The sequence below is a fragment of the Labilibaculum euxinicum genome, assembly GCF_963678175.1.
GTDB classification, from domain to species: Bacteria; Bacteroidota; Bacteroidia; order Bacteroidales; family Marinifilaceae; genus Labilibaculum; species Labilibaculum euxinus.
This window is the reverse complement of sequence record NZ_OY782756.1, coordinates 5,024,676-5,050,487: the sequence shown is the minus strand read 5'-3', so window position 1 is coordinate 5,050,487 and position 25,812 is coordinate 5,024,676. Positions and strand designations below refer to the sequence as shown.

Here is a 25,812-nt window from a genome sequence, read left to right as displayed (position 1 = left end):
GAAATAATTAGTGCATTATAATTTCAAGTTTAATGATTAATATCTTGATTAGATAGGAGGAGATGAAAGACATGAATGAGAATAAATCAATCATAAAATCGGGTCCAATGCTGAATGCTTATCCTGATAGTATTGGAGGAACTTTAGATGATATCATTAGATTTCTGAATAAAGATGAACTGGATGATGTATTTCAGTCATTCTATATTTTACCTAGTGTTTTTAATACCGATTTAGACAGAGGTTTTTCCGTTATCGATTATAACCTGAATAAGATGTATGCTTCGAAGGAAAATTTAATCGAACTGAAAAAAATGAACATTGCACTAAAGTTTGATTTTGTGTTAAACCATTCGTCTGTTCTTTCCAGTCAGTTTCAGGATATTTTAAAAAATGGTGAGAATTCTAAGTATAAGGAGTTTTTTATACCATGGAATAAATTTTGGGATGGATGTGGAGAAATATCAGAAGAAGGTTATATCCAACCTGATACAGAATACATCAAGGATATGTTTTTCAGAAAACCTGGTCTGCCGATTTTAATGGTTCGCATGCCCGATGGAAAGGAGGTTCCCTACTGGAACACTTTTTATCAGGAAGTGAAATATGGGAAAATTGATGCTCAGGACTTGATGAAGGCTTTTGATATTCAATATGTTTCGGCAGATAGACTGGCGAAAATAGTAAATACAGCTATAGAAGAAGGCAAAAAGCTTGCAGAGATTGAATTTGGGAAATTTGACGAGTACCGTAAAGATACAATTGACTTACTTGAATCCAGAAGAAAATATCTTGGACAAATGGATCTTAATATCAAGTCTCCGTTGGTGTGGGAATTTTACGAAGATACCTTGAAAAAATTATCCGGTTATGGTGCCGAGATTATTAGGCTTGATGCATTTGCATATGCTCCCAAAGAACCTGGTCTGCCAAATTTTTTGAACGATCCGGGAACGTGGAATTTATTGGGAAGAGTGAAGGCTTTGGCCGATAAATATAATTTAACGCTCTTGCCCGAAATACACGCAAAGTACGAAGATAAAATGCATGAAAAATTAGCAAGTGAAGGCTATTTGACTTATGATTTTTTCTTGCCTGGATTAATTATAGATGCTTTTGAAAGAAACACAAATGAAGTTTTGATCCAATGGATTAAGGACATGTTGGAAAAAGATATCAAAGTTGTAAATATGCTCGGTTGTCATGATGGAATACCTTTATTGGATTTAAAAGGCTTGCTGACAGAAGAACAGATTCAGGTTTTGATTGACACTGTTGTTGAACGGGGAGGATTTGTGAAAGATCTGCATGGGGAAAAGAACATGTATTATCAGGTAAATGCAACGTATTACAGCGCATTGGGCGAAAATGATGCAAAACTTCTGTTGGCGAGAGCTATTCAAATTTTTATGCCCGGCAAACCTCAGGTTTGGTACCTCGATCTTCTTGCTGGAAAGAATGATCATGAAGCTGTCAAAAATGCCGGGGCTGGAGGGCACAAAGAAATCAACAGAACAAATTTGAAATTAGAGGAAGCATTCAATGAATTAGGGAAAGATGTGGTACTTAAGCAACTCTCTTTATTGAAATTTAGAAATAGTTTCCCGGCCTTTGGTTTTGATGCTGAACTGAAAATTCTGGAATCCAAACCGGAATCACTAAAATTACAATGGGAAAATAATGGATGCATTGCCGCTTTTGATGCAAATTTGAAAAAATATACCTTCAATATAGTTGCGACCAACGAAAAAGGAGAGGTAGTATATAATTTCTAGTAGGATTATTTTATCCTTACATAAAAATAAAAAGATGGGAAATACTGATAATATACAAGGTATTACAAATATAAAACTGATTAAATGGCTGACATACATGATGTTTTTGATGTTTGCCATGACAACCGATGCCGTTGGAGTAATTATTCCGGAAGTAATGAAAACTTTCGATTTAAGCATGACAGCAGCAGGATTGCTGCACTATGGTCCGATGACAGCAATTGCTTTGGCTGGAATTTTCCTTGGGTTTTTAGCTGATAAATTGGGACGAAAGAAAACAATTATACTTGGCTTGCTTCTTTTTGTTGTTAATTCCTATCTGTTTATTATTGGAAATGCTTTTGCATTTTTCTTGACACTGATGGTAATTTCGGGAGCGGCTATTGGAATATTTAAAACTGGAGCCCTGGCTCTAATAGGTGATATTACGAAATCGACAAAAGAGCATACATCTACCATGAATGCGGTTGAAGGATTCTTTGGTGTTGGTGCTATTATCGGACCATTTATTGTAAGTTATTTTTTAACTCAAGGAGTAGATTGGAAATGGCTTTATGTTGTAGCAGCAAGTTTATGCGTTGTTCTGATTTTAATTGCCGTTAAGGTTAAATATCCCGAAACTCAAAAAAAGTCAGGTGAAGCCATTAATATAAGAAGAACCTTTGCAATGATTAAAGATCCTTATGCTTTTGGTTTTTCAATGGGAGCTTTTCTTTATGTTTCGGTTGAAGCAGCTATTTATGTTTGGATGCCTACTTTGATTAAAGGATATGATGGCAGCTTGTTGTTTATAGCCACTTATGCTTTGCCGATTTTCTTTATTTTGAGAGCTGGAGGACGATTTTTAGGTGCGTGGATGATGTCTCGTTTCAATTGGGCCGTGGTATTAAGTCTGTTTAGTTTTGCTATTTTGGTTTGTTTTGTTGGCAGCATGTTATTTGGAGTGGAAGCAACGGTATTCTTATTGCCGTTGTCCGGATTGTTTATGTCTGTTATTTATCCAACCATCAATTCGAAAGGGATTAGTTGTTTTCCAAAATCAAGCCATGGAGCAGTTGCGGGAGTGATTTTGTTTTTTACAGCCGCCGGCGCTGCACTTGGACCATTGGCCATGGGAGCAATAAGCGATGCCTTTGGCAGCGATGCAAAGTATGGATTTATGCTTGCTACAGTTTTTGCTGTGATACTTTTTGCAGGAACAGTTTATAATTTGATTGTTGATCCGACAAAAAAGAGGTTACAAGACTTGGATTTAAGTGAATATATGATTGAAAAGGCTTAGAACTATTAATGTAGTTTAGGGAATGAGCTTTATAAAAGAATAGGTTGTTGATGATTCGACAACCTATTTGTTTTAATGGATTTTTTGAGGCATGAGAATAAATTCACGTCCTTGTTCGACGTTTACTGATTTAAGGAAACTGCAGTTGATGCAATTCAGCAGCTTATCTTCCAGTCCACCTTGAATTTCCGAATCACAAAGAGTACCTTCAACTGTCCAACAATACCTGCCGGAGAATGTTCCGCCATTAATACCACTGTTATGATAAAGTGTACTTGCGGGACAAGTACCCAGCTCCTCAGAGTTTATTCCACCTATCTCTCTGCCACACAAATAATATTCCCAACAGTTTAATCCTTCCATATCAATATAAAATATTGATCAAAAATAGATTATAAACTGCTGGTAATCAAAATTTATAGTGCAATTACTTTTGCTGTTTGGCAAACGAATTGTAATCAATGGTAAACATTGAAATTTCGTCTCCTTAAATGTGATGTTAATTTGTGCTGTTGTCTGATTTACTATGAATTACGATCGGTGTTTTTAGCTCTTATTCCAATGTTGAAGTATTTCGGAATCGGTTACACCTTCCATATTTAGCAATTGCTGATATGAATCACCCTCTAATTTTAATAATTTAGCAAATGCAGGTTCTGTTTTCAGACCTTCCTTTTTTAACTGAATTACTTTTTGTTTAAAATCTTCGCCAAGTAATTGTAGAATACGATGCTCAATCAGCATATGACGATAGGAATTTTGATCTGTAGGAGGAAAAAGAGAACCAAATATTTCAAAAGGGAAATCCTGGTAAGTAAAGCTTGCCACTACAACCCAGTATCCGTTTTTTTCTTTTTGCTGTATTTTAAAATCTGTTTGATCTCTAAACAGATTTTCCATTTTTCTTTCAAATTTATCAGCATCCATAAATCGGCAGGTAATATCTAAATCACTTGAATCAATTGAAATTCCAATAGGAATTGTACCGGTTAAAATAGGAGAATACTCTGCCAGAAGATTGAAAACCTGAAGTTTATTTAAGCATTTAAATGCTCTTTTCTGAATTGTCGAACCCGAATTCAGGTATGAAATATCTTGCCAGTTCATCTATGTCGTTTTAAGTTGTTTCTTTAAAATCTCCTTAGCTTCTGCTACATTTGAGTATTCAAAGCACTGCAAATCGGAACACCCGCGAATCATTGCAGAGGTCGTTTTGCCGTTTAATACTCTGTACAAACATATTATGGGTTTATTCATGTCAATAGCCCGGCCAATTTCGTAGCCAACCCCAAGCGAAGGAACAGTTACTTCTGCTATCACTATATCCGATTCTTTTACCCACTTCACATCCCGATCGTGTATTTCCTTATCGCTTATTGTGGTGTCTATCGTTTTTGATCCAATGTGCTCGGTTAAAACGGTTCCATATTGTTTCAATTCCTGAATCAGTTCGGCATACAAATCTGTGTCTTGCTGTCCTCCGCGTATCGATCCTGAAAAATATATTTTCATACTGTTTTTGTTTTATGCTTTTAGGGATGTAAGTTAATTTAGTTGATCCTGTACTTTTTCGGGGATCAACTTTTTTAATCCTTTTGCCTGAGGTGAATTCACATCTACATATTTCCAGTTATCCGATTTTTTATCGGCAATTGCCACCATCGATCGGTGTGCCTGAATGGTAAATGAATTCGATGCTTCGTGATATTTTACATTTTCTTTACCAAATTCCTGTTCGAACTGGGGTTGCATTAACGAACTGCCTTGCGACATTAATCCAGTAAGTTTAACTTTAATAATTCCGTAATATTGAATTTTGCAATATTTCTCTTTCCCATAATCCACTACCTTCGATATTTTGTCGATAGAATGAAAGTCGGTTGTCATTTTAACACCCAGATTATTCATCTGTTCCAAAACCATCAGCATGTTATCCTTGCTCATCATTTCAAACATGGGAGGATACATCATATCGGTAACCGTATTCCATTGTTTGTTATTAAAAGCTGTTGTGTAATTCCGCAGATCTTTTTCGAAATGTTGTTTCAGTTGTGTTTGAGCAAATCCTGTCGTTATTGCAAAGCTTAGTACAAGCAGTATGGCTATCTTCTTCATGTCATCTTTTTTTTAAATTCTTAGGAAGATAAGAAAAAGGATGATATCAATGATTAAAAAGATGTTAAAATACAAATGTGTTTGATCGTTAAGTCATAATATAAATGGCTGTCTGGTTTTTGTACGGTGTTCTAATTCAAATTTGGAAATGTAACATTTATGCTAAAATGGTAACATATATCATACAAACGTTTGTATTCCCGCATTTTGATACATAAATGATATTGTTGGTAACATATGAAGGATACGATTCTTTGCGAACATACTAGATTCGTCACATAAAATTTAAACGATTTAATAAAACGGTGATGAAGAAGAATAATACCTATGTATTTACGTGTGCATTAATTGCAGCCTTGGGTGGATTACTATTTGGTTTCGATACGGCAGTAATATCGGGTGCTGAAAAATCGATTCAGGAGATGTTCGGATTGGATGGATTCTGGCATGGTTTTACAGTTGCAATAGCGTTGATAGGAACAATTGTCGGAGCAATGACTGCGGGTAAACCTGCTGATAAATATGGACGAAAAAGTGTATTGATTGTTATTGCGGTTATTTATGGAATGACAGCATTGGCAACAGCTGTGGCAGATGATTGGTTGGTTTTTATTTCTTTTCGGTTTATTGGAGGAATAGGCGTTGGAGCATCATCGGTTATTGGCCCTATGTATATTGCAGAAATAGCTCCGGCACATCTTCGAGGAAGATTGGTTGGTATGTTTCAGCTAAATGTAGTAAGCGGTATTCTATTGGCTTTCTTTTCCAACTACTTAATTTCATCTATAGTGGAGGTTGATGCATGGAGATGGATGCTTGGAGTGCAGGCGCTGCCTGCTTTTATTTTTTTCTTACTATTATTTTATATTCCATCTACTCCTCGGTTACTCGTTTTGAAAGGAAGATCAAAAGAGGCTCTTGGTTTATTAAAAAAATTAGCTTCTCGTAACCCTGAAAATGAATTAAAAGAGATCGAAGAATCATTACAAGGGGATAACGCAACATCCAGTGCAAATCTATTTGCAAGAGAGTATCGTTTGCCGGTGATTCTTGCCATATTGGTTGCTGTCTTTAATCAGATGTCAGGTATTAATGCAATTATGTATTATGCACCACGAATTTTTGAAATGACTGGTTTTGGTAAAGATGACGCTCTGCTTCAATCTGTAACGATAGGAGCAACCAATTTTTTATTTACCATGTTGGCAATGACTGTAATCGATAAGTTTGGCCGTAAGAAATTGCTTTTAATTGGCTCAGTAGGAATGATGGCATTTCTTGGAATGGTGGCAAAAACTTTGTTTGAGGGATCAACGGGAAATATTTTGGTTGTAGTTTATTTAGTTGGGTTTATAGCATTTTTTGCATTTTCTCAAGGAGCTGTAATTTGGGTGTTTATTTCAGAAATATTCCCTAATAAGATACGTGCAAAAGGACAAGCTTTAGGAAGTTTTACGCATTGGATAATGGCAGCAATGGTATCATGGATGTTTCCTGCAATTGCCGAAAGTGGTGCCAATGGCGGAGGTGTTGCTTTTATGATATTCTCTGTGGCTATGTTGGTGCAGTTGATTGTTGTATTCAAGTTCTTCCCTGAAACTAAAGGGAAATCGTTGGAACAAATCCAAAAGGAATTAAAACGGGCTTAAGTCAAATATAAATTGAGAAAATAATTTGTGATGGACATTAAAAATCAAAAAATAATAAGTGTTGGTGAAATGTTATGGGATATGATGCCCACTGGTCCTAAGCCAGGTGGAGCACCTATGAATGTGGCTTTGCAATTAAACAATATTGGACTTGATGTTGAATTTGCAAGTCGGATTGGGAATGATGAACAAGGTTTAAAACTGAAACGTTTTTTAGAAGAATCAGGAATGAGTACAGTGTTAATTCAGCTTGATTCAGAATTGCCTACCAGTGAGGTATTGGTTCATTTGGATGATAAGAATAATGCGAAATATGAAATTTGTGAGCCGGTTGCATGGGATCATTTAGAATATACCGAACAATTGTCTCACAAAGTAAAAGAATCAGGAATAGTTGTATTTGGGACATTGGGTTCCAGAAACAAAAAAGCAAAACAAACAATCTTGAATGTGTTGGATTCTGATTGTTTAAAAGTAATTGATGTAAACCTCCGTCCGCCTTTCGATCAGAAAGAAGATGTCGAAATATTGCTTGGTAAAGCCGACGTCGCAAAACTGAATGATGAGGAATTGATCCAGATATCAGGATGGTACGGAAAGACCTCTAAAAATGAAGAAGATTTGATTCGTTGGTTTTCAGAACAGTACCAATGTTCAATGGTTTGTGTGACCAAAGGAGCTAATGGTGCTGTTCTGTTTACAAACAATCAATTTTTTAATCATTTAGGTTATAAGGTTGCTGCAGTTGATGCTGTGGGAGCTGGTGATGCATTTTTAGCTGGGTTTTTATCAGCTTTGGTACAAAATAAATCACCGGAAGAAGCATTGAATTTTGGCTCGGCAACCGGGGCGTTTGTTGCCTCTAAAGAGGGAGCAACACCCAAGTACGATATGAGTGAAGTTTTACGAATTATGAATCAATCCTAATTTAAATTTCTATGAAAAATCAACTCTTACAAATCACAAAAAGATCAATAGCAGCTCTATTGATTTTTCTTGCGGTTTCAGTTCCGTTACATGCATTGGCTCAGATAATCAATGTTAGCGGAAAAGTTACGATGGTCAACTCCGATGAAGGAATTCCAGGAGTTTCAGTGGTCGAAAAGGGCTCTGTGAATGGTACTGTAACCGATATCAATGGTCAGTACACATTTGAAGTATCAGCAACAGGAACAATTCAATTTTCTTTTGTGGGATTCAAAACGCAGGAAATTCCTGTTAACGGACTTAGTTCCGTAAACGTTGTCATGGAAGAAGATTTCCAGCAGTTGGATCAGGTTGTTGTTACAGGATATCAATCGCAGAGGAAAGCAGATTTAACCGGAGCGGTTTCTGTTATTGATGTAGATGAAATTGTTAGCACTCCAAGTGCTAATCCCATAAAATCATTGCAAGGGCACGTTCCTGGCATGTTTGTTACCTCAGATGGATCGCCAAGTGGTTCAGGAACTACAATCCGCATAAGAGGAATTGGTACGTTAAATAATAACGATCCTTTGTATGTGATTGATGGGGTTCCTACAAAAGCGGGAATGCATGAATTAAACCCTAATGATATTGAGTCCATTCAGGTTTTGAAAGATGCATCTTCAGCGAGTATTTACGGATCGAGAGCTGCTAATGGTGTTATTATTGTGACCACAAAAAAAGGAAAAAAAGGAAAGATTCAGGTGAATTTAAATGCTTATTCCAATATTTCCTGGTACGATAACAAAATTGATGTGATGAATGCAGAACAGTATGGATCAGCATTATGGAGATCACTTGTAAATACAGGAACTGATCCTAATTCAAATAATCTTTCTTATCAATTCGATTGGAATGGAGACTTGGCGAATCCTAGCCTGAATAAGATTTTGGTTCCCAAGTTTTTGGATGCTAATCAAACAATGAAAGCTTCGGATACTGATTGGTTTGATGAGGTTTCTCAGACTTCTGTTTCGCAATCGTATGATTTGTCTGTTTCAAACGGAACTGATAAAGGAAGTTACTTATTTTCTTTGGGTTATCTGGATAATCAGGGAATTATAAAAACTACTGAGTTTACAAGAGTTTCAGCTAGAATGAATTCTAATTATGAATTAGCTGATGGTAAGGTGGTGATTGGAGAGAATTTCTCATTCAATCAAACCAATGAGGTTAATATACCTGGTGGAGTTATGGACGGAGCGGTTAGAGCTGTTCCCTTAATTCCGGTTCATACTGTTGATGGTATTGGATGGGGGGGACCGGTTGGAGGAATGAATGACCGACAAAATCCTGTTCGTATCCTGCAAAACAACAAACAAAACGATTACGACTACATCAGATTGTTTGGAAATTTCTTTGTGGACGTTGAACCAGTGAAAAATTTAAAATTCCGTTCAAGTCTGGGGATTGATTATGGCATTTACGATGCTCTTAACAGTCAATTGAGTTATTCTTCCGGTTATTTGAAGAATGAAACCAATATGGTAACAAATAACCATTCCTCCAATAAAAAAATTGTTTGGAGTAATACTCTTTCTTATGAGTATGAGGTTGATAATCACCGTTTTGATATAATGGCTGGTAGTGAATTCTACAAACAAAAAGATGAATCTTTTTGGGCTTCTGCTCAGGATTTTGCTGTAGAGGACGAAGATTATATGTATTTGGATGCGGCTACCGGGAAAAAAGATAATGGCGGTTCTGCAGCAGAGTATGCGTTAATGTCCTACTTTGGAAAAATGAACTACGTGTATAACGATAAATATCTTGCTTCAGCTACTCTTCGTTATGATGGTTCTTCTCGTTTTGGGAACAACAATCAATACGGTCTTTTTCCTGCTTTTTCTGTTGGATGGAGAATTAATCAGGAAGATTTCATTAAAGATAATTTAAAGTCAGTCTCCAATCTTAAATTGCGGTTTGGTTGGGGAAAAACTGGTAATCAGGAAATTGATAACAATGCAACTTATTCATTGTATCAGACCAATTACGGAGGTGGAGATCCTACCTGGAGATCGCCTAATGGAACTGCATATGATATGTATGGTCAGGGAACAGGAACATTACCTTCAGGTTACAGTGTAGTTCAAACAGGGAATGATGATTTAAAATGGGAAACAACCATCCAAACCAACTTGGGGATCGACTTCGGATTGTTTGATCAAAAACTGTTTGGTGGAGTTGATTATTTCTTTAAATCAACCAAGGATATCTTGATTCTACCAGGATATATTGGTGCAATTGGCGAAGGTGGCAGTCGTTGGGTGAATGGAGCTTCAATGGAAAATGAAGGTTTGGAAGTACTTGTAGGATACCGTGGCAGCCTGAAAGAAGAATTTAAATTCGAGATCGCAGCCAATTTTGCAACCTACAGCAATAAAATCACCAAACTTCCGCTTGCAGTTGTGAATGACTATGGAGGAAACGGTTCTGATGATAATATTTTAAACCGACCAATCAATTCAATGTATGGTTACGTTGCTGATGGTTTATTTAGAACACAGGAAGAGCTTGATGCTTCTGCAGAACAACCAGGAAAAGGTTTGGGTCGAATTCGTTTTGCCGATTTGGATAATAATGGAGTAGTTGACGATGCCGACAGAACCTGGATTGGAAATCCACATCCTGATTTTACTTACGGTCTTAATATATCAGCAGAATTTAAAGGATTTGATTTAACCATGTTCTTTCAGGGAATTGCTGGAATTGATGTTATTAATGATATGAAGAGACAAGGTGATTTTTGGAGTGTTGATGATGCCGGTTCAAACAAAGGAACCCGGTTGTTAAATGCATGGACTCCTGAAAATTCAAATTCTTCGATACCTGCACTTACAAATACAGATGCAAATTGGGAAGGTCGTTTTTCAACCTACTATGTAGAAAATGGTGGTTACATGAAGTTGCGCACAGCTCAATTAGGGTATTCATTTCCAAAATCAGTTATTGACAGATTGAAATTGAGTAAACTGAGGTTGTATGTCAGCGGTCAGAATTTATGGACGATTAAAAGTAAGAAATTTACCGGTCTGGATCCTGAAAATCCTTCTTTTGGCTACCCTAACCCGGTAATGATTACCACAGGTGTAAATGTTGCATTTTAAGTCAAGTGAACACAAAAAATAAGAAAAGATGAAAAGAATAATTTATATTTTAATCTGTATGACAATGCTTTCTTGTTCTAATGAACTTGACATGGGTCCTAAAGCATTGTTAGGCGATGATCAGGTTGGAGGAGCCGACAATGTAGATGGGTTTGTTACTGCAGCTTATTCAAGTCTGGGGAATGACCATTACGATCACCCTTTTAGTCTTTGGCCTTTTGGAAATGTCAGGTCTGACGATGCTTACAAAGGTGGTTCAGGTCCTGCTGATATTCAAGATTTTCACTTCATAGAAACTTTTTCCAATGTTACACCAAACTTTGGTGAACTTGATGCGCTTTGGTACAATTATTACATTGCCATTTCACGTGCAAACGAGGCTTTAAATCAGTTGGCTCTGCTTTCCGAAGAAGAATATCCAGAGAAGAAAGTCAGAGAAGGAGAAATGAGATTTCTAAGAGGTTATCAATATTTTCAATTAAAAATAATGTTTAAGTATATTCCTTATATCGACGAAACAGTTCCTGATTCAGAATATGAGAATATTTCAAATGTTGCATTATCAAACGATGAGTTATGGGAAAAGATTGCTGCTGATTTTCAATTTTCAATTGACAATCTTCCTGTATCGAAAACAGATATTGGACGAGCTGACAAGTTTGCCGCGCAAGCAATGTTGGCCAAAACAAGATTATATCAGGCTTACGAGCAGGATGATGATAATAATGTGACCAATATTAACACTGGTAAACTAGAGGAGGTTGTTTCTCTTGCAAATGAGGTGCTTAATAATTCACCATATGATTTGGAAGCGGATTTTGCATACAATTTTTTACCTGGAGATTATGAAAATGGAAAGGAATCGATTTTTGCAGTTCAGTACTCAACAGATGATGGAACTATGCACGGACGGTTAAATTTTGGTGATGTGTTGGCAGTTCCAATGGGATTGGGATGTTGTGATTTTCACAAGCCGAGTCAGAATTTGGTGAATGCTTATAAAACCTCTGCTGATGGTTTGCCAGAGTTTGATACGTACAATCAAAGCAATCTTGATTTTACGGCCAATAATGTTGATCCTCGAATTGACCATACCATTGCAACTCCCGGGCACATGTGGAAATATGATCAAAACCTTCTTTATGAAGAAAGTTGGAATCGTTCCCCTGATGTGTATGGTGTGCATGCATCTTTAAAGGAAAATGTTTCTCCTGATTGTCCTTGTTTTGTAAATATTGATCCATTTTATGGTAATTCAAAAAACAGAATTCTGGTTAGATATGCAGATGTGATGTTGTGGAAAGCTGAGGCATTAATAGAATTAGGAAGACAGGCTGAAGCCTTGGAATTGATTAACAGAATTAGAGAACGTGCTCAGGCCAGTACTGAACTGTTGAAGTTTGCTAATGGATCATATATGGGGAATTATTTAGTTGGAATTTATGTAGATGGTGTGAATTGTAACTGGACTCAGGATTTTGCAAGAAAGGCTCTTCGATGGGAACGTCGTTTGGAATTTGCGATGGAAGGAAGCCGTTATTTCGACCTTGTACGCTGGGGTATTGCTAAAGAAACCATGGATAAGTATTTTATGAAGGAAAAAGAACGAATCAGCTATTACGAAGGCAGCAGTGTAACAAAAGGCCGGGATGAATACTTGCCAATTCCTCAAAAACAGATCAATTTCAGTAAGGGATTGTATCAACAAAATGTTGGGTACTAAGCAGGATATATTTACTTGTTGTTTAACCGAAAATTTCGGTTAAACAACAATATCAATTTACCATTTTGGGTAAAGATTAATTATTGCATGAAACACAAGATGATCATGAGAAACATTATATTAAGTATTTGGATTGTTATTCTATTTGTAGGGTGTTCTTCTTCACAAAAGAAAAATAACATACATTCAATACATTTTGGATTGGAATCTGGGATCTTGCATGCACCGGTATTGTTATATTATGAAGCTGGAATCTACCACCTTTATTACAAAAACAAAAAGACAAGCGGCGCTTCTGTAAATATTGCACATGCATTCAGTAAGGATCTGTTAATCTGGGAAAAAAAGGAAACTTCTATATTTCCAAAAGGAGAGAATATTTTGGGTGTCGCCATTGTGCAGGACAAACAGCATTGTCTTCCTATCGGAACAAAGGCTGGAGTTCCATTGCTTGCCTTGTTGATTGAAAACAATGAAAACAACCAAATGGATGCCATTCTGAAATATAGCCTTGATAATGGCTTGAATTGGACAATTTTCAAGGGAAAACCAGAGGTTCCAAATTCATTGTTGGAAAATCCTCAGGACCCTTCTGTTTTTTGGTCTGATTCAGAAAAGAAATGGATGATGAGTATTTCTGTTAGAGATCATGTTGAATTTTATTCATCAAAAGATTTTGTTTCCTGGGAATATGCAAGTGAATTTTGGTCAGATCATTTTCCTAAAAATTCGGTTCTGAATAATAATGTGATATTTCCTTTGGGTGATGGATCAAGTTATTGCCTGATTACTTTTTCGTCAGGAAAACAAGTGACATTGGAACCAGAAATGCAATATTATATTGGAAGTTTCGAGGAGAATGATTTTATAGAAGAAACCACTCAGCATCATTTTGTTGATTTTGGAAAGAATGTTTGTGGAGCTGTAGCTTTTTCTCAAGAAAATAAGGCTCCAATTCTTATTGGATTTGTTGAGGGAGAAAATAAGTCTGAAAGCAAATATACAGTACCCCGAACTGTTCATATTACTGAAATCTACAACGAGTTAATGATTGAGTTGTATCCCAAATTGGACTATAATCAGCCTCAGAATAAAAAGGTGATTTTGGATTCAGTTAAACTCTCAGGAAGGATGAATTTATCCGATTATTTACCGAAAAATAAAGAACCTTTATATCTAAAATTGAAATTTAAGACCGAACACATGACTCGAATTTCCTTTCCAGGCAAATTGGGGATAGAGTTTAAGAATAAGGATGGAGAACATTTGGTATTTGGATATGAAAACTTCTGGAAAAATTACTTTCTATTATCAACAATAAATGAGGAAAAGAAAAGAGCAGTTGAAATGCCTTGCATTCATCGAGATTCTACTTTAGAAATAAATGTTCTTATTGATTCTGGGATTATTGAATTTTATACGGAAACGGGAAAACGTGTTTTGTCAAGTCTTGTGTCAGATTCTAGTGAATTTGATCAGATATTTCTTTTCACTGAGAAAGGAAATATAGAAATTCTTGAAGCATCGTATTTTTATTTTCAAAACTAAGTTTAAGCTAAAATTAATTTCATGAAAAAAATATATCAAAAATTATTCGTAGCAATGTGTGTTTTATGCATGTTGGCATCTAGTGCTTGTGATGACACAGAATCACCATCTCTTGATTTTTCAGGAGACGTTGATATTCATTCTTTTGTGGTAAATGGTGTTGAGGGCACAATTAATGAGGAAAATTCATCCATTTCAGTAATCCTTCCAGCTGGTTCAGATTTAACTGCTTTAACACCACAGATTACACTAGGAGAAGGTGCGGTGATTGCTCCAGCTAGTGATGAGCCAGTAGACTTTTCAGATCGTAATGGAAATCTGCTTAATGTGACTTATACAGTGACTAACCTAAGTATATATCGGAAGTATGATGTATCAGTAGATGTTGCGAGAGCTGATATTACAAGTTTTAAAATTGGTTCGGCAGAAGGTGATATTGATAAAACAAACAAGACGATTGTAATTTATTTGCCGGAAGGTACCGATATCACGTCTCTAATTCCAATTGTTGAATATACGGAAGGAGCTGCTTTAACTCCTGAATCAGGGGCTGTTGTTGATTTTACAAGCCCAGTAACCTTTACTCTTGACTATTTAGGTTCTTTGTTTAAATATGAGGTTACCGTAATCTTGGGAGAAGCTCCTAAACCTGTTCTTGTTATTTACAATGGAGAAGATGTATCTCCAATTTGGGCACCAATTGCCAGTACAATCAATAACGGCTATGCTAATCCCAAAAGGGATGCTGTTAATTCCACATCAACATGTGTTGCAATAATGAGAAATAAGGAAGATACTGATGATGGAGGAAAGCCATGGTCGGGTGGTGCATTATGGGGTACATATAAAGTGGATATTGATCCGGCTGAGTATAGTAAAATTAGTTTAATGGTATTAAAAGAAGCAGCCGGTGATGTACAGATAGAGATACAATCGGATGGAGAGCAAAATAAAGATTGGTTAAAAGTTTTCTATTCTGCGGAAGCAATTGGTGAATGGCAGGAATTAATATTTGAAATTCCGGAAAGTAGAACCGCTGTTATAAACAATATCTTGGTTGCTCCGCATGTAAATGAAACAGTAGATGACCAAGCTTTCACTTCTCACATGATATATTGGGACGAATTAAAGGCCTATCCAAAGGAATAATATTAAACCAAAGCGAACGGAATTTATTTCCGTTCGCTAAATAATCATTCAAATGAGATTTCAACTATTATTACTTACGTATATTTTTCTCTTGATTAATACAAGTTGTTCAAAAGACAACAATATTGAGAATGTAATACCTCTGCAAGTTGACACAACAACAAGTTGTAGGTCGGTTGTTGAAAGTGGTGCATATTCAACATTCTACAAACCTCAAAACGGTTATGTGGGCGATCCAATGCCATATTATAATATGGATGATAATGTGTGTTACCTGTTTTATTTGCAGGATTGGAGAAATGGGGCTGGTACAGACCATCCAATCTATTGTACTACAACTAAAGACTACAGCAGTTTTTCTGGGCTTACTCAATCAATAGGCACCGGAGAATCAAATTCACAGGAGGCTTATTTAGGAACAGGAAGTTTTATAAAAAATTCAGAAGGGAAATTATACGGTTTTTATACAGGACATAATGGTAATTTATACCCTGCAGAAAAAATAATGTTGGCTACTTCAACCGATATGAGAACTTTTACAAAAGTTCCTTCATTCACATTTGAGGCGCCTGATGGCTATGATAAAAATACCTTTAGAGATCCTTGTGTGTATTATGATCCAACAAAATCTGCCTATGTAATGTTGGTTACCGCAGTTAAAGATGGAAAAGGTATACTGGCACGTTATGCATCAGTTGATCTCGAAAACTGGAATATAATAGCTCCTCTTACAGATTTTGATTCGGATGCAGAAATACTGGAGTGTCCTGATATTTTTAAAATGGGTAATAAATGGTACCTGTTGTTTTCTCGTATTAATAGAGATGAGCATCGAAAAACATTTTATAGAATAGCTGATAGTCCTGATGGTCCGTGGAAACGTTGTGAAGATGAAAAAGGTCATCATGAAACCTTTGATGGTCTGTATCTTTATGCTGGAAAAACAGCTTCAAATGGAACGGAACGTTATCTATCCGGATGGTGTTCAACAGGACAGGAAGTTAATGGAAATAACGAACTTGATTGGGCAGGTAGTTTAATAACGCATAAACTGGTTCAACAACCCAGTGGTAAGTTATATACTACAATTTCGGAAGGAGTAGACAATAAATTTAATACTCCGGCAGATTATTTAATGGTTAAGTCGAAGGGTGATGTATCGGGGGAAGATGGAACATACTTAATGAGATATCAGGATGGAAGATCTTATGGCCTATTTAATCGGAATACAGTTCCTGTAAAAATAGAACTCAGTATAGATGCTTCTCAGTCTTCCAGATTTGGATTTTCATTTGGAGCTTGTGATGATTTGTCCGAAGTTTATTCTGTAACTTTTGATTTAACATCTTCTAATAAATGGTCAGCGCCGGCTTTATTTCTTTATAAGGAGTCCATTTATTCAACTGGTTCATATACTAATGAATTAAATTTCACCCCTTTAATTGTTCCTGAAGATAATGTTTTCGATATCAAAATTGTTATTGAGAAATCTATCTGTGTAGTCTATGTTAATAATAATGTTGCTTTTACAAACCGCATATACAAAATGAACAAAAACCCATGGACAATATTTGTGGATGATGGACAAATCGAAGTTTCTGATCTATCTATTTATAAAACAGTAAATTAGTGTGTAAGTGTTAATTTAGTTGGCTGTAATTCATGGAATATATTCAACTGATTCGGAAAATGTGAATTGTATTTAAATAAATAGTTTGTGAAAAAATATTTTTTCAAAAGAAAAGGGATACACCGCAGTTGGATTTCTTTTAGATCTTGTATGTAGTATTAAGTTAACTATTAAATCTTAAAAGTTTAATTATAAGGGTAAGTAATAAAAAATGCTGGAAATGGGAAAATACATAATAACGATAATAATATTAAGTTTTTTAGGGTGCTCTTGTACTTCAACAAGAAAAGAGAAGTTAGATATCTCCGAAAAAAATTACAAGGAACCTTATCGTCCGCAATTTCATTTTACGCCTGAAACCCATTGGATGAACGATCCAAACGGAATGGTTTATTATGAGGGCGAATATCACTTGTTTTACCAGTATCACCCCGAAAGTTCGGTGTGGGGACCAATGCATTGGGGGCATGCTGTAAGTAAGGATTTAGTACATTGGGAACATCTGCCAATAGCATTATATCCTGATTCTTTGGGATATATATATTCTGGTTCAGCAGTGATAGATTATCAAAATACTTCAGGATTTGGATCAAAAGATAAGCCGGCAATGGTTGCTATTTATACTTACCACAATATGGAGGGAGAAAAGGCCGGACGGAATGATTTTCAATCCCAGGGAATCGCTTATAGCTTAGACAAAGGAAGAACATGGACCAAGTATGAAAAGAATCCTGTATTAAAAAATCCTGGAATTAGAGATTTCAGAGATCCTAAAGTAATTTGGCATAAAGAAACTAAGAAATGGATCATGACTCTTGCAGTACAGGATCATACAAGTTTTTACTCTTCCACAAACCTTATTGATTGGACTTTTGAAAGTGATTTTGGAAAAGAATTTGGTTCACATGGCGGTGTTTGGGAATGTCCTGATTTATTTCCAATAAAAGTTGTAGGAACCGATGAGGAGAAATGGATTTTAACTGTCAGCATTGGTGCCGGAGGACCTAATGGTGGCAGCACTACTCAGTATTTTGTTGGAGATTTTAATGGAAAAGAATTTGTCAGTATTGGAAACGATACCAAATGGCTTGATTATGGAAGAGATAATTATGCAGGAGTAACCTGGTCGAATGTGCCGGAAGAGGATGGAAGAGTGCTGTTTATAGGTTGGATGAGTAATTGGCAATATGCGACTGTGGTTCCTACTTACAAGTGGAGAAGTGCGAATACCTTTCCAAGAGAATTGGTTCTTAAAAAAGAGGATAACAATTACCATTTAAATTCTGTTCCGGTTAAAGAGCTGGAATTAATCCGGGAGGAATGTTATATCATTCCGAATCAGGATATAAACGGAAATTTTGATGTAACAAATACAATTCCTTTTAAGGCCATCCCCTTGGAAATTGACTTGGAAATAGCATGGGATGAACAACCGCAAAAGTTTGGTGTTAAGCTAAGCAATTCGGCAGGTGAAGAATTGGAAGCCTTTTATTCCGGAGTGAATGAAAGCTTTACTATTGATAGAACAAAGCTTAAGAATATTTCCTTCTCAGATGTTTTCGCAAGCATTGATAAAGCAAAGATAAGTTGTAAAACCGGAATAAAATTACAGATACTTATTGATGAATCTTCCATTGAGGTTTTTGTAAATGATGGAGAGTTGGTTATGACAGATCAATTTTTTTCTGCTGAAAAGTTTGATAAAATAGATGTAGTTAGTAGTGGTGATAAAATTTCGGTTAAAGAAGCCAAATTCTACAAATTGAAATCAATTTGGTAGAAAAAGGATGTTATTTTAATAAGGAAAAATCCGGAGTCTGTATGGCCCGGATTTTTTTTGATTACTCAATCACATTAATGAAAAAAACAAAGCCAACTAATCCAAAATAGGATGTGCAGTTATTTTTATCAGGCATCAATTCATTTTGATTTTCTATGTAAGCTTTTGCTTTATTTTTTTTGCTGAATGTATTCTTTGGGAGACATTTTAAATTTTTCTTTAAAACACTTGCTGAAATAGGATGGACTGGCAAACCCTGTTTGATAGGCAATTTGAGAAATACTTAATTCTCCTTCCAAAAGTAGCGATGAGGCTTTTTTCAACTTTACATTTCGGATAAACTCACTGGCCGACAAATCGGTTAAGTTCTTTATTTTACGGTACAGATGAACTCTCGATAAATTAATATCCTTGCTCAATTCTTCAACACCGTAATCGTAATTCAGATAATTGGTTTCAATGGCTTCGCAAGCTTTCTTCAAAAACTGTTGATCCAATCTGTTAATGCCATCGTTTTGTTCCGTGAAATCGATGCTTTCGCGATAATGAATTCGAATTCTTTTTTTGCTTTCGATTAATTTCCGCACCCTAACCTGCAAATGTTTCCTGTTAAAAGGTTTTGGAATGTAGGAATCAGCACCAACTTCCAGCCCTTCAATTTTATGTTCTTGTGAAGCCTTTGCGGTGAGCATGATGATTGGAATGTGACAGGTTTTTAAATCTGATTTTACAATGTTTGTCAATTCCAATCCATCCATCACTGGCATCATTAGGTCGGTAATGATCAATTCCGGATTCTCTGCTTCAATCACTTTTAAAGCTTGTTTTCCATTCTCGGCTCTCAAAATTTTATAGTTTCCTTTTAGCGATTCTGCGATATGTTCCGAAACGTCCGGGTTGTCCTCTACAATAAGAATCCGAATTTCTCTGTCGGTTAAAAAGGAAGGATTTTCTTCTTCGTTTGACTCAGTAAGCTGGGGAATAAAGTCCATTTCATCTAATTCTGATGGAATCTGCCTCGAAGTATCTTTTTCTTTAGAGTCGGCAAAAATTAAATCAGCATCATTAAAATGTGATTTACCCTTCTGCAAATAGACTGTTAATACTGTCCCTTTCCCCAAACTACTCTCAACATTTATAATTCCTGAGTGCAATTCAACCAGAGCTTTGGTTAAGGACAAGCCAACTCCGGTTCCAGGAAACGAAGCATTGGTTTTGGCTTGATAGAATCGTTGAAAGACGTTTTTAAGATCCGGTTCTGAAATTCCACAACCCGAATCAACTACGCTAATCTTTACACAATCCTTCATCTCTTTATTAAATTCATGATTTGAATTCTCCAAATGAACTGTAATTTCACCTTGTTCGGGCGTGAATTTAAAGGCATTCGATAAAAGATTGAACAGGATTTTATCAAGTTTATCTGTATCAAAATACAAGTATTCTTTTTGAATGGTCGACAAATATGAATAGTTAATGTGCTTTTTATTTGCTAATTCTTGAAACGAATCGGATATCTCCTTAATGAACTGATTGATATCATTCTTGGAAATCTTCATCTGCATTTTTTCATTCTCCATTTTTCGAAAATCCATCAGCTGATTGATTAAGCGAAGCAGTCGATTGGCATTTCTGTGCATTACATTTAACTGTTGATACGACTCTTTATCTTTAATTTTTTGATCTAAAAGATTCTCTATAGATCCAAGAATTAGAGTTAAAGGAGTTCTGAATTCATGCGAAACATTGGTAAAAAATCTTAGTTTAGTTTGAGTTGCTTCTTCCAATTGAGATGAAATCAAAATGAGCCTTTCATGTTGATCTTCGATTTGTTCTTTTTGTTCTTCTAATTTTCGATTGGCTTTAATTTTATTTTTGAATGCTTGAAACAAGAGTACGGCCAAAAGAATGACAATAAGAAGAAAACTAAGCGAAATAATCAGCCACATTCTCTGACTTTTGTATTTAATAATTTGAGAGTCAAGAATGGTTTTTGCTGCGGATATTTTTCCCTGAAGGGAAAGAATCTGATCGGTTTGCAGTTTCTGGATTTCTGCGTTGTCAGAATCAATAACAACTGTTTTTAGAATGATATTTTTCTTAAATGGTTTTTTATTTAAAATTTTAAAGGCTAACTGTATTGCTTCCGCACCACCGGTTGGGTATAAAAATGTAGCATTAATTTTCTTTTGAATTACAGCATTAACACCGTCATTTGGCCCTGGCAGGCCATCAATCCCAAGTAAAAAGGGTCTGTGTTCGCCAAATTTCGATTGCAGCACTTCATACGCGCCAATAGCCATGTAATCATTATGTGCAAAAACCAAATCGATATTATCATGTTGTTCAATGGCTAGCTTCATCATTTTAGTACCACCCTGTTTGAACCATTCTCCTGTTTCAGAGAAAATAATTTTGATACCAGGATATTTACTGATGACTTCAGAGAATCCTTTGTGTCGTTCAATGGCAGGACTGGAACCTTTTAGTCCCCAAATTTCAGCAATGTTACCTTTGCCATTTAATAATCTGGCAGCATATTTTCCAGCCTCCCTCCCAATCAAATAATTGTCGGCGCTAATTTGAGCTGTATAGTTTTCACTTTCAATTTTTCGATCGAGAACAATTACTGGAATTCCCTTGCGAAAAACTTCCTCAACAATATGAGTTATTGGAGCCGATTCGTTGGGAGAAACGATTAGTAAATCAATGCCGCTTTTAACTAGTTCCCTAATATCCCTAATTTGGTTTTCATTATTGTCATGTGCATCGGTTATTACTAATTCCATATTTTGAAATAGAATCAATTCATTTTGCATTTCACTTTGCATCGCTTTTCGCCAGCTGTCTACCGATGTACATTGCGAAAAACCGATTTTGAATTGATCCTCTGAAAATCCCTTATCGGAGAATACTAAAATGAAAATAATGAGTAATAGGGAGTATTTTTTTCTTGTAACAGTCATAGTTTCAAATTTACTCAAAAAAGGTTTTGTGTAGTAGTACGAAACATGAAAAATTAAAGAATATTTACAGTTTCCAGCCAAAGAAATTAGAAAAGCTTCTTAGGTACCCTTTTGGTTGATACCGGCAGTTTATTTCAACTTGTTTTCATCATTTCTGTATGGTAAGTCGGCGCGTTGGAATTATTGACAATCAACGGAATAAAATTTGAAGCATTAAACTTCTTTTTATTCGGAAATCTTTCAGCTAATGAACCAATTGTTTTTTTGATATGGAATTGAGTTTCACCCTAAATAGATGGTCTTTTTTTTTCTGAAAACAGACTCTTACTCAAGTATATGGTATTTTTTTCTTTAAGAAATGAACTTCCATTCAAGTAGAGGAGTTCTTTTTTAGCAGGATATAATCTTCTTGAATTTTGTATACTAATTTCAATGTGATATTTATATATTGTTTAAAGGGTCTTTGAAGGTAGTATAATTGTCTGCTAATAAATTCAAAGTTTAACTTGGACTAATCATATAAGAGAATTACTTTAGATGAGGAAACAAAGATCTGGGGCTTATTTTAAAGCCACATTTTATTAAAAATGAGAGAGTTTTTTTTCAAAGCTGGAGTAAAGAATATCCAGCAACCATTAAGTATAAAAAAGTTAAAGAAAGAATAGATGATTACATTATTAACAGTAGGTATACAATCAGGTATATTGTTTTTCTTTGGAGTCGTGGTTGTATTAATCTTTTTTTGGATTTTCTGGCCCAAAAAAGGATTGATAGCCCTTTTTTCAAAGATAAAAATGAACAATCAAAGGGTTCAATTGGAAGATGCCCTTAAGTACTTGTTTGATTGTGAGTACAACAAGAATTTATGCAATATGAATAGTATTGCGGGCAATCTGAATATTTCAGATGATAGCGCAAGTCAACTGATTGAGCGTCTGCTTGTTTTGGGTTTGGTAACTATGGATGATAACACCATATCTTTAACAGATACCGGAAGATCTTATTCACTTCGGGTAATTCGGGTACATCGTATATGGGAAAGGTATCTTGCCGATGAAACAAGTGTAGCTCAAGCTGATTGGCATAACGAGGCCGATCGTATAGAGCATTTTGTTACACAGGAAGATACGGAAAAATTGGCTGCCCAAATGGGCAATCCTGTATTTGATCCGCATGGAGATCCTATACCTTCAATTGACGGGGAATTGCCTGAACCTAAAGGGAAACTACTAAGTAACCTAAAAAAAGGTGTGACTGGCCGGATTATTCACATCGAAGATGAACCACGAAGTATTTATGAGCAATTGGTGGTAGAAGGATTATATCCTGGCATGCAAGTCTATGTAACAGATGTAGATAAAGGAAAAACCACTTTTATTGCCAATGGAGATGAATGTACTTTAACTCCACTTTTTGCTTCCCAGATAACTGTTGAATTGCTGTCGGGAACTGTACCCTTAGCTCCAAAATACGAATTGTTGTCATCTCTGGCCATAGGAGAAAAAGCTGAAATTGCCGGAATTTCACCCAATTGCAGAGGACAACAGCGAAGAAGACTGATGGATTTAGGAGTGGTAGCAGGTAGTTTGGTATCAGCAGAAATGAAAAGCGCTTCCGGTGATCCGATTGGATACCGGGTAATGGGAGCAACAATCGGAATCAGAAAAACACAAGCTGATTTAATTTTTGTCCACAAAAAAAATGACACAAATGAGTAACTCAAATAATTGTGACAATTGCCCTGTTCACAACAAAGAAAACCTGATTAAACTTGGGTTAAATATGGAACAGGTTGATTATGTAATAACGATGGCAGGCAATCCAAATACGGGGAAAAGTACTGTTTTTAATAACCTTACAGGATTGCATCAGCATACGGGCAACTGGCCGGGAAAAACGGTAAGCCGGGCTGAGGGCGGTTTTATATACAACGAGAAACGTTACAAAGTGGTCGATTTGCCAGGTACCTATTCACTGCTCTCAACAAGTACAGATGAAGAGGTGGCGCGTAATTTTATTTTGTTCGGGCAACCTGATGTAACTGTAATTGTTGTTGATGCAACGCGGCTGGAGCGAAACTTGAATCTGGCATTGCAAATACTCGAAATTACAGATCGGGCAGTGCTTTGCCTTAACTTAATGGACGAAGCCAAACGCAATAACATCGAAATTGATGAAAGAGCTTTATCAAAGGAATTGGGGATACCCGTTATTCCTGCGTCTGCACGTAGAAAAGAGGGTATGAAAGAACTTCTAGCTGCTATCGAAGAAGTGGCAGCAGGAAAGTATGTTTGCAAACCACATAAAATTAAAAGCCGTTCAATTAAGCTTAATAATGCCATTTCAAGCTTAGCATCAAAACTTGCAGAACAGTTTCCTAATCTTCCTAATTTGAATTGGGTTGCTTTGCGATTACTCGAAGGTGATAATAGTATTATTGAAGCAGTTCAATCGGGCGAACTGGGAAGTATAAATGCCGGTGATTCAACTGTTCAACTCTAAATTTAGTAAAGCGATGAATGATACTCATTTAAAAGAAAGAGAAAATATATTATCAGAGGCCAATAAAGCCCGATGGGATCTTGGGATTGATCTTCATGATACCGTTATTGAATCCATTTATGAAGATGCTTCTCGAATTGCCAGAAAAGCGGTGAAGCAGAAAGGAGAAAAAGCAGCATATGCTCTGGATTTGAGAATTGATAAAATTGTAACAAGCAGATGGCTTGGTTTTCCGATCATGTTTTTGTTGTTGGCTTTGGTTTTTTGGCTAACTGTAACAGGAGCCAATTATCCTTCCGGCTTGTTAGCCTCATTCTTAATTGATTATATGCACCCGATCTTAAAAGGCGCAGCGGCTTCCATTCATATGCCTTGGTGGCTCGATGGTGTTTTAATCGACGGAGCTTACCTTGCAATGGCTTGGGTGATTGCTGTGATGCTGCCTCCTATGGCGATATTTTTTCCACTTTTCACTTTGCTTGAAGACCTTGGTTATTTGCCAAGGGTGGCATTTAACATGGATAGTCTTTTTCGTAAGGCTGGTGCACATGGCAAACAGGCATTAACCATGAGTATGGGATTTGGTTGTAATGCTGCCGGGGTAATTGCTGCAAGGGTAATAGATAGTCCCCGGGAACGATTAATAGCCATTATTACGAATAATTTTTCCTTATGCAACGGACGATGGCCTACCCAAATACTAATAGCTTCTATTTTTATTGGTGGACTTGTGCCAGCACAATTGGCAAGTGTTGTTTCTGCTGGAGCAGTGGTTGGTATCGCTGTTTTGGGAATCTTTTTCAGTTTGGTTGTTTCGTGGGGATTAAGCAAATCAGTTCTGAGGGGGGAAGCGTCGGCTTTTAGCCTTGAATTACCACCATACCGTCCGCCAAGAATTTGGCAAACACTCTACACCTCGTTGATTGATCGTACCATTATTGTTCTTTGGCGTGCTGTTATTTTTGCTGTGCCTGCCGGAATTGTAATTTGGTTGGTGGCTAATGTACATATTGGAGAACTAAGTCTGGCAGAATATTTTATTCAGTGGTCCAATCCATTTGCATTTGTTTTTGGCCTTAACGGCGTTATTTTGCTCGCTTATATCATTGCTATACCTGCTAATGAAATTGTAATTCCTACAATACTGATGTTAACAGTTCTTATTACCGGAGCTAACGGTGTGGGAGCAGGAACAGGTGTAATATTTGAACTCAACTCAGTAGGCGATACTGCAAACATTCTTCATGCAGGAGGATGGACTTTACTTACCGGATTGAACTTGATGCTTTTTAGTTTGTTGCATAACCCATGTTCAACTACAATTTATACCATTTTTAAGGAAACAAGGAGTGTGAAATGGACAATGGTTTCAACCTTTCTGCCTATTGTGTTAGGTTTTATGGTTTGTTTTTTCACCACACAAATCTGGTATTTATTTTTTGTGTAAAACGAAACTGTATTCCTGTTATTTAGTGTATGCAGGAAATCAGGTTTTTTTTAAGTTTTTGGAAATGACAGTTTTCAAAACAAGTGTAATACCAGTTTAATTTCAAAATTCTGCTTAAAATATCAGCTTGTCATGCTCTGACTATATAAAGTCCGTTCTTGTCAGGGTATGAC

18 protein-coding genes are annotated in these 25,812 nt (G+C 36.2%); 13 read left to right on the top strand and 5 right to left on the bottom strand.

Going from position 1 to position 25,812, the window contains the following annotated elements; translation table 11 throughout:
* Positions 1-62 precede the first annotated feature (62 nt).
* Positions 63-1,775: an alpha-amylase family protein gene (locus tag ACY0M5_RS19980; protein ID WP_461630367.1), complete on the top strand. Its 1,713-nt coding sequence runs from the start codon at positions 63-65 to the stop codon at positions 1,773-1,775.
* A 34-nt stretch (positions 1,776-1,809) separates the two neighbouring features.
* Complete coding sequence (locus tag ACY0M5_RS19975) at positions 1,810-3,057, top strand: MFS transporter (protein WP_156194503.1); 1,248 nt, start codon at positions 1,810-1,812, stop codon at positions 3,055-3,057.
* Positions 3,058-3,129: 72 nt separating this feature from the next.
* Here ACY0M5_RS19975 and ACY0M5_RS19970 read toward each other — a convergent pair whose 3' ends face one another.
* The 4 genes from ACY0M5_RS19970 to ACY0M5_RS19955 form a co-directional block, all read right to left on the bottom strand.
* Positions 3,130-3,420 (bottom strand): two-CW domain-containing protein, encoded by a 291-nt coding sequence (locus tag ACY0M5_RS19970; protein ID WP_461630366.1) that lies wholly within the window; start codon positions 3,418-3,420, stop codon positions 3,130-3,132.
* A gap of 183 nt (positions 3,421-3,603) precedes the next feature.
* Complete coding sequence (locus tag ACY0M5_RS19965) at positions 3,604-4,164, bottom strand: DUF4269 domain-containing protein (protein WP_461630365.1); 561 nt, start codon at positions 4,162-4,164, stop codon at positions 3,604-3,606.
* Positions 4,165-4,569 carry a nucleoside 2-deoxyribosyltransferase gene (locus tag ACY0M5_RS19960; protein WP_461630364.1) on the bottom strand — a complete coding sequence of 135 codons (405 nt, stop codon included), beginning with the start codon at positions 4,567-4,569 and terminating at the stop codon, positions 4,165-4,167. It lies immediately after the preceding gene.
* Between the two features lie 33 nt (positions 4,570-4,602).
* The gene (locus ACY0M5_RS19955; RefSeq protein WP_461630363.1) at positions 4,603-5,172 is read right to left on the bottom strand and encodes a hypothetical protein; all 570 of its coding nucleotides are present in this window, start codon (positions 5,170-5,172) and stop codon (positions 4,603-4,605) included.
* A 308-nt stretch (positions 5,173-5,480) separates the two neighbouring features.
* On the opposite strand from ACY0M5_RS19955, the gene ACY0M5_RS19950 reads away from it, so the two are divergent.
* The 8 genes from ACY0M5_RS19950 to ACY0M5_RS19915 all read left to right on the top strand — a co-directional run bounded on the left by ACY0M5_RS19950 (position 5,481) and on the right by ACY0M5_RS19915 (position 18,724).
* Positions 5,481-6,821: a sugar porter family MFS transporter gene (locus tag ACY0M5_RS19950; protein WP_124992404.1), complete on the top strand. Its 1,341-nt coding sequence runs from the start codon at positions 5,481-5,483 to the stop codon at positions 6,819-6,821.
* 30 nt (positions 6,822-6,851) lie between these two features.
* Positions 6,852-7,748, top strand: coding sequence for a carbohydrate kinase family protein (locus ACY0M5_RS19945; RefSeq protein ID WP_124992403.1), 897 nt, complete (start codon positions 6,852-6,854; stop codon positions 7,746-7,748).
* A gap of 11 nt (positions 7,749-7,759) precedes the next feature.
* The gene (locus ACY0M5_RS19940; protein ID WP_461630362.1) at positions 7,760-10,894 is read left to right on the top strand and encodes a SusC/RagA family TonB-linked outer membrane protein; all 3,135 of its coding nucleotides are present in this window, start codon (positions 7,760-7,762) and stop codon (positions 10,892-10,894) included.
* A gap of 28 nt (positions 10,895-10,922) precedes the next feature.
* A complete protein-coding gene (locus tag ACY0M5_RS19935) occupies positions 10,923-12,617 on the top strand; it encodes a RagB/SusD family nutrient uptake outer membrane protein (RefSeq protein ID WP_461630361.1) in 1,695 nt (564 codons plus the stop codon).
* Positions 12,618-12,722: 105 nt separating this feature from the next.
* Positions 12,723-14,165 carry a GH32 C-terminal domain-containing protein gene (locus ACY0M5_RS19930; RefSeq protein WP_461630360.1) on the top strand — a complete coding sequence of 481 codons (1,443 nt, stop codon included), beginning with the start codon at positions 12,723-12,725 and terminating at the stop codon, positions 14,163-14,165.
* Between the two features lie 21 nt (positions 14,166-14,186).
* On the top strand, positions 14,187-15,314 hold the full coding sequence (locus tag ACY0M5_RS19925) for a hypothetical protein (RefSeq protein WP_461630359.1): 1,128 nt from the start codon (positions 14,187-14,189) through the stop codon (positions 15,312-15,314).
* 52 nt (positions 15,315-15,366) lie between these two features.
* Complete coding sequence (locus ACY0M5_RS19920) at positions 15,367-16,944, top strand: glycoside hydrolase domain-containing protein (RefSeq protein WP_461630358.1); 1,578 nt, start codon at positions 15,367-15,369, stop codon at positions 16,942-16,944.
* 220 nt (positions 16,945-17,164) lie between these two features.
* Positions 17,165-18,724 carry a glycoside hydrolase family 32 protein gene (locus ACY0M5_RS19915; protein WP_461630357.1) on the top strand — a complete coding sequence of 520 codons (1,560 nt, stop codon included), beginning with the start codon at positions 17,165-17,167 and terminating at the stop codon, positions 18,722-18,724.
* 170 nt (positions 18,725-18,894) lie between these two features.
* Here ACY0M5_RS19915 and ACY0M5_RS19910 read toward each other — a convergent pair whose 3' ends face one another.
* Positions 18,895-21,690 carry a hybrid sensor histidine kinase/response regulator transcription factor gene (locus ACY0M5_RS19910; protein ID WP_461630356.1) on the bottom strand — a complete coding sequence of 932 codons (2,796 nt, stop codon included), beginning with the start codon at positions 21,688-21,690 and terminating at the stop codon, positions 18,895-18,897.
* 794 nt (positions 21,691-22,484) lie between these two features.
* Between ACY0M5_RS19910 and ACY0M5_RS19905 the strand changes: the two genes are divergently transcribed.
* The 3 genes from ACY0M5_RS19905 to ACY0M5_RS19895 are packed head-to-tail and all read left to right on the top strand — an operon-like array spanning position 22,485 to position 25,639.
* A complete protein-coding gene (locus ACY0M5_RS19905) occupies positions 22,485-23,408 on the top strand; it encodes a metal-dependent transcriptional regulator (protein WP_160463437.1) in 924 nt (307 codons plus the stop codon).
* Positions 23,401-24,192: a FeoB small GTPase domain-containing protein gene (locus ACY0M5_RS19900; protein WP_197092596.1), complete on the top strand. Its 792-nt coding sequence runs from the start codon at positions 23,401-23,403 to the stop codon at positions 24,190-24,192. The genes ACY0M5_RS19905 and ACY0M5_RS19900 overlap by 8 nt, the downstream gene beginning before the upstream one ends.
* Positions 24,193-24,205: 13 nt before the next feature.
* Entirely contained in the window at positions 24,206-25,639 is a 1,434-nt protein-coding gene (locus tag ACY0M5_RS19895) for a nucleoside recognition domain-containing protein (RefSeq protein ID WP_461630355.1), read from the top strand.
* The last annotated feature ends 173 nt before the right edge of the window (positions 25,640-25,812 follow it).

Bases quoted from the DNA above. Each gene is read 5' to 3' on its own strand.
- ACY0M5_RS19980 (WP_461630367.1), top strand. From the start codon at position 63: ATGAAAGACATGAATGAGAATAAATCAATCATAAAATCGGGTCCAATG.
- ACY0M5_RS19975 (WP_156194503.1), top strand. From the start codon at position 1,810: ATGGGAAATACTGATAATATACAAGGTATTACAAATATAAAACTGATT.
- ACY0M5_RS19970 (WP_461630366.1), bottom strand. From the start codon at position 3,420: ATGGAAGGATTAAACTGTTGGGAATATTATTTGTGTGGCAGAGAGATA.
- ACY0M5_RS19965 (WP_461630365.1), bottom strand. From the start codon at position 4,164: ATGAACTGGCAAGATATTTCATACCTGAATTCGGGTTCGACAATTCAG.
- ACY0M5_RS19960 (WP_461630364.1), bottom strand. From the start codon at position 4,569: ATGAAAATATATTTTTCAGGATCGATACGCGGAGGACAGCAAGACACA.
- ACY0M5_RS19955 (WP_461630363.1), bottom strand. From the start codon at position 5,172: ATGAAGAAGATAGCCATACTGCTTGTACTAAGCTTTGCAATAACGACA.
- ACY0M5_RS19950 (WP_124992404.1), top strand. From the start codon at position 5,481: ATGAAGAAGAATAATACCTATGTATTTACGTGTGCATTAATTGCAGCC.
- ACY0M5_RS19945 (WP_124992403.1), top strand. From the start codon at position 6,852: ATGGACATTAAAAATCAAAAAATAATAAGTGTTGGTGAAATGTTATGG.
- ACY0M5_RS19940 (WP_461630362.1), top strand. From the start codon at position 7,760: ATGAAAAATCAACTCTTACAAATCACAAAAAGATCAATAGCAGCTCTA.
- ACY0M5_RS19935 (WP_461630361.1), top strand. From the start codon at position 10,923: ATGAAAAGAATAATTTATATTTTAATCTGTATGACAATGCTTTCTTGT.
- ACY0M5_RS19930 (WP_461630360.1), top strand. From the start codon at position 12,723: ATGAGAAACATTATATTAAGTATTTGGATTGTTATTCTATTTGTAGGG.
- ACY0M5_RS19925 (WP_461630359.1), top strand. From the start codon at position 14,187: ATGAAAAAAATATATCAAAAATTATTCGTAGCAATGTGTGTTTTATGC.
- ACY0M5_RS19920 (WP_461630358.1), top strand. From the start codon at position 15,367: ATGAGATTTCAACTATTATTACTTACGTATATTTTTCTCTTGATTAAT.
- ACY0M5_RS19915 (WP_461630357.1), top strand. From the start codon at position 17,165: ATGGGAAAATACATAATAACGATAATAATATTAAGTTTTTTAGGGTGC.
- ACY0M5_RS19910 (WP_461630356.1), bottom strand. From the start codon at position 21,690: ATGACTGTTACAAGAAAAAAATACTCCCTATTACTCATTATTTTCATT.
- ACY0M5_RS19905 (WP_160463437.1), top strand. From the start codon at position 22,485: ATGAACAATCAAAGGGTTCAATTGGAAGATGCCCTTAAGTACTTGTTT.
- ACY0M5_RS19900 (WP_197092596.1), top strand. From the start codon at position 23,401: ATGAGTAACTCAAATAATTGTGACAATTGCCCTGTTCACAACAAAGAA.
- ACY0M5_RS19895 (WP_461630355.1), top strand. From the start codon at position 24,206: ATGAATGATACTCATTTAAAAGAAAGAGAAAATATATTATCAGAGGCC.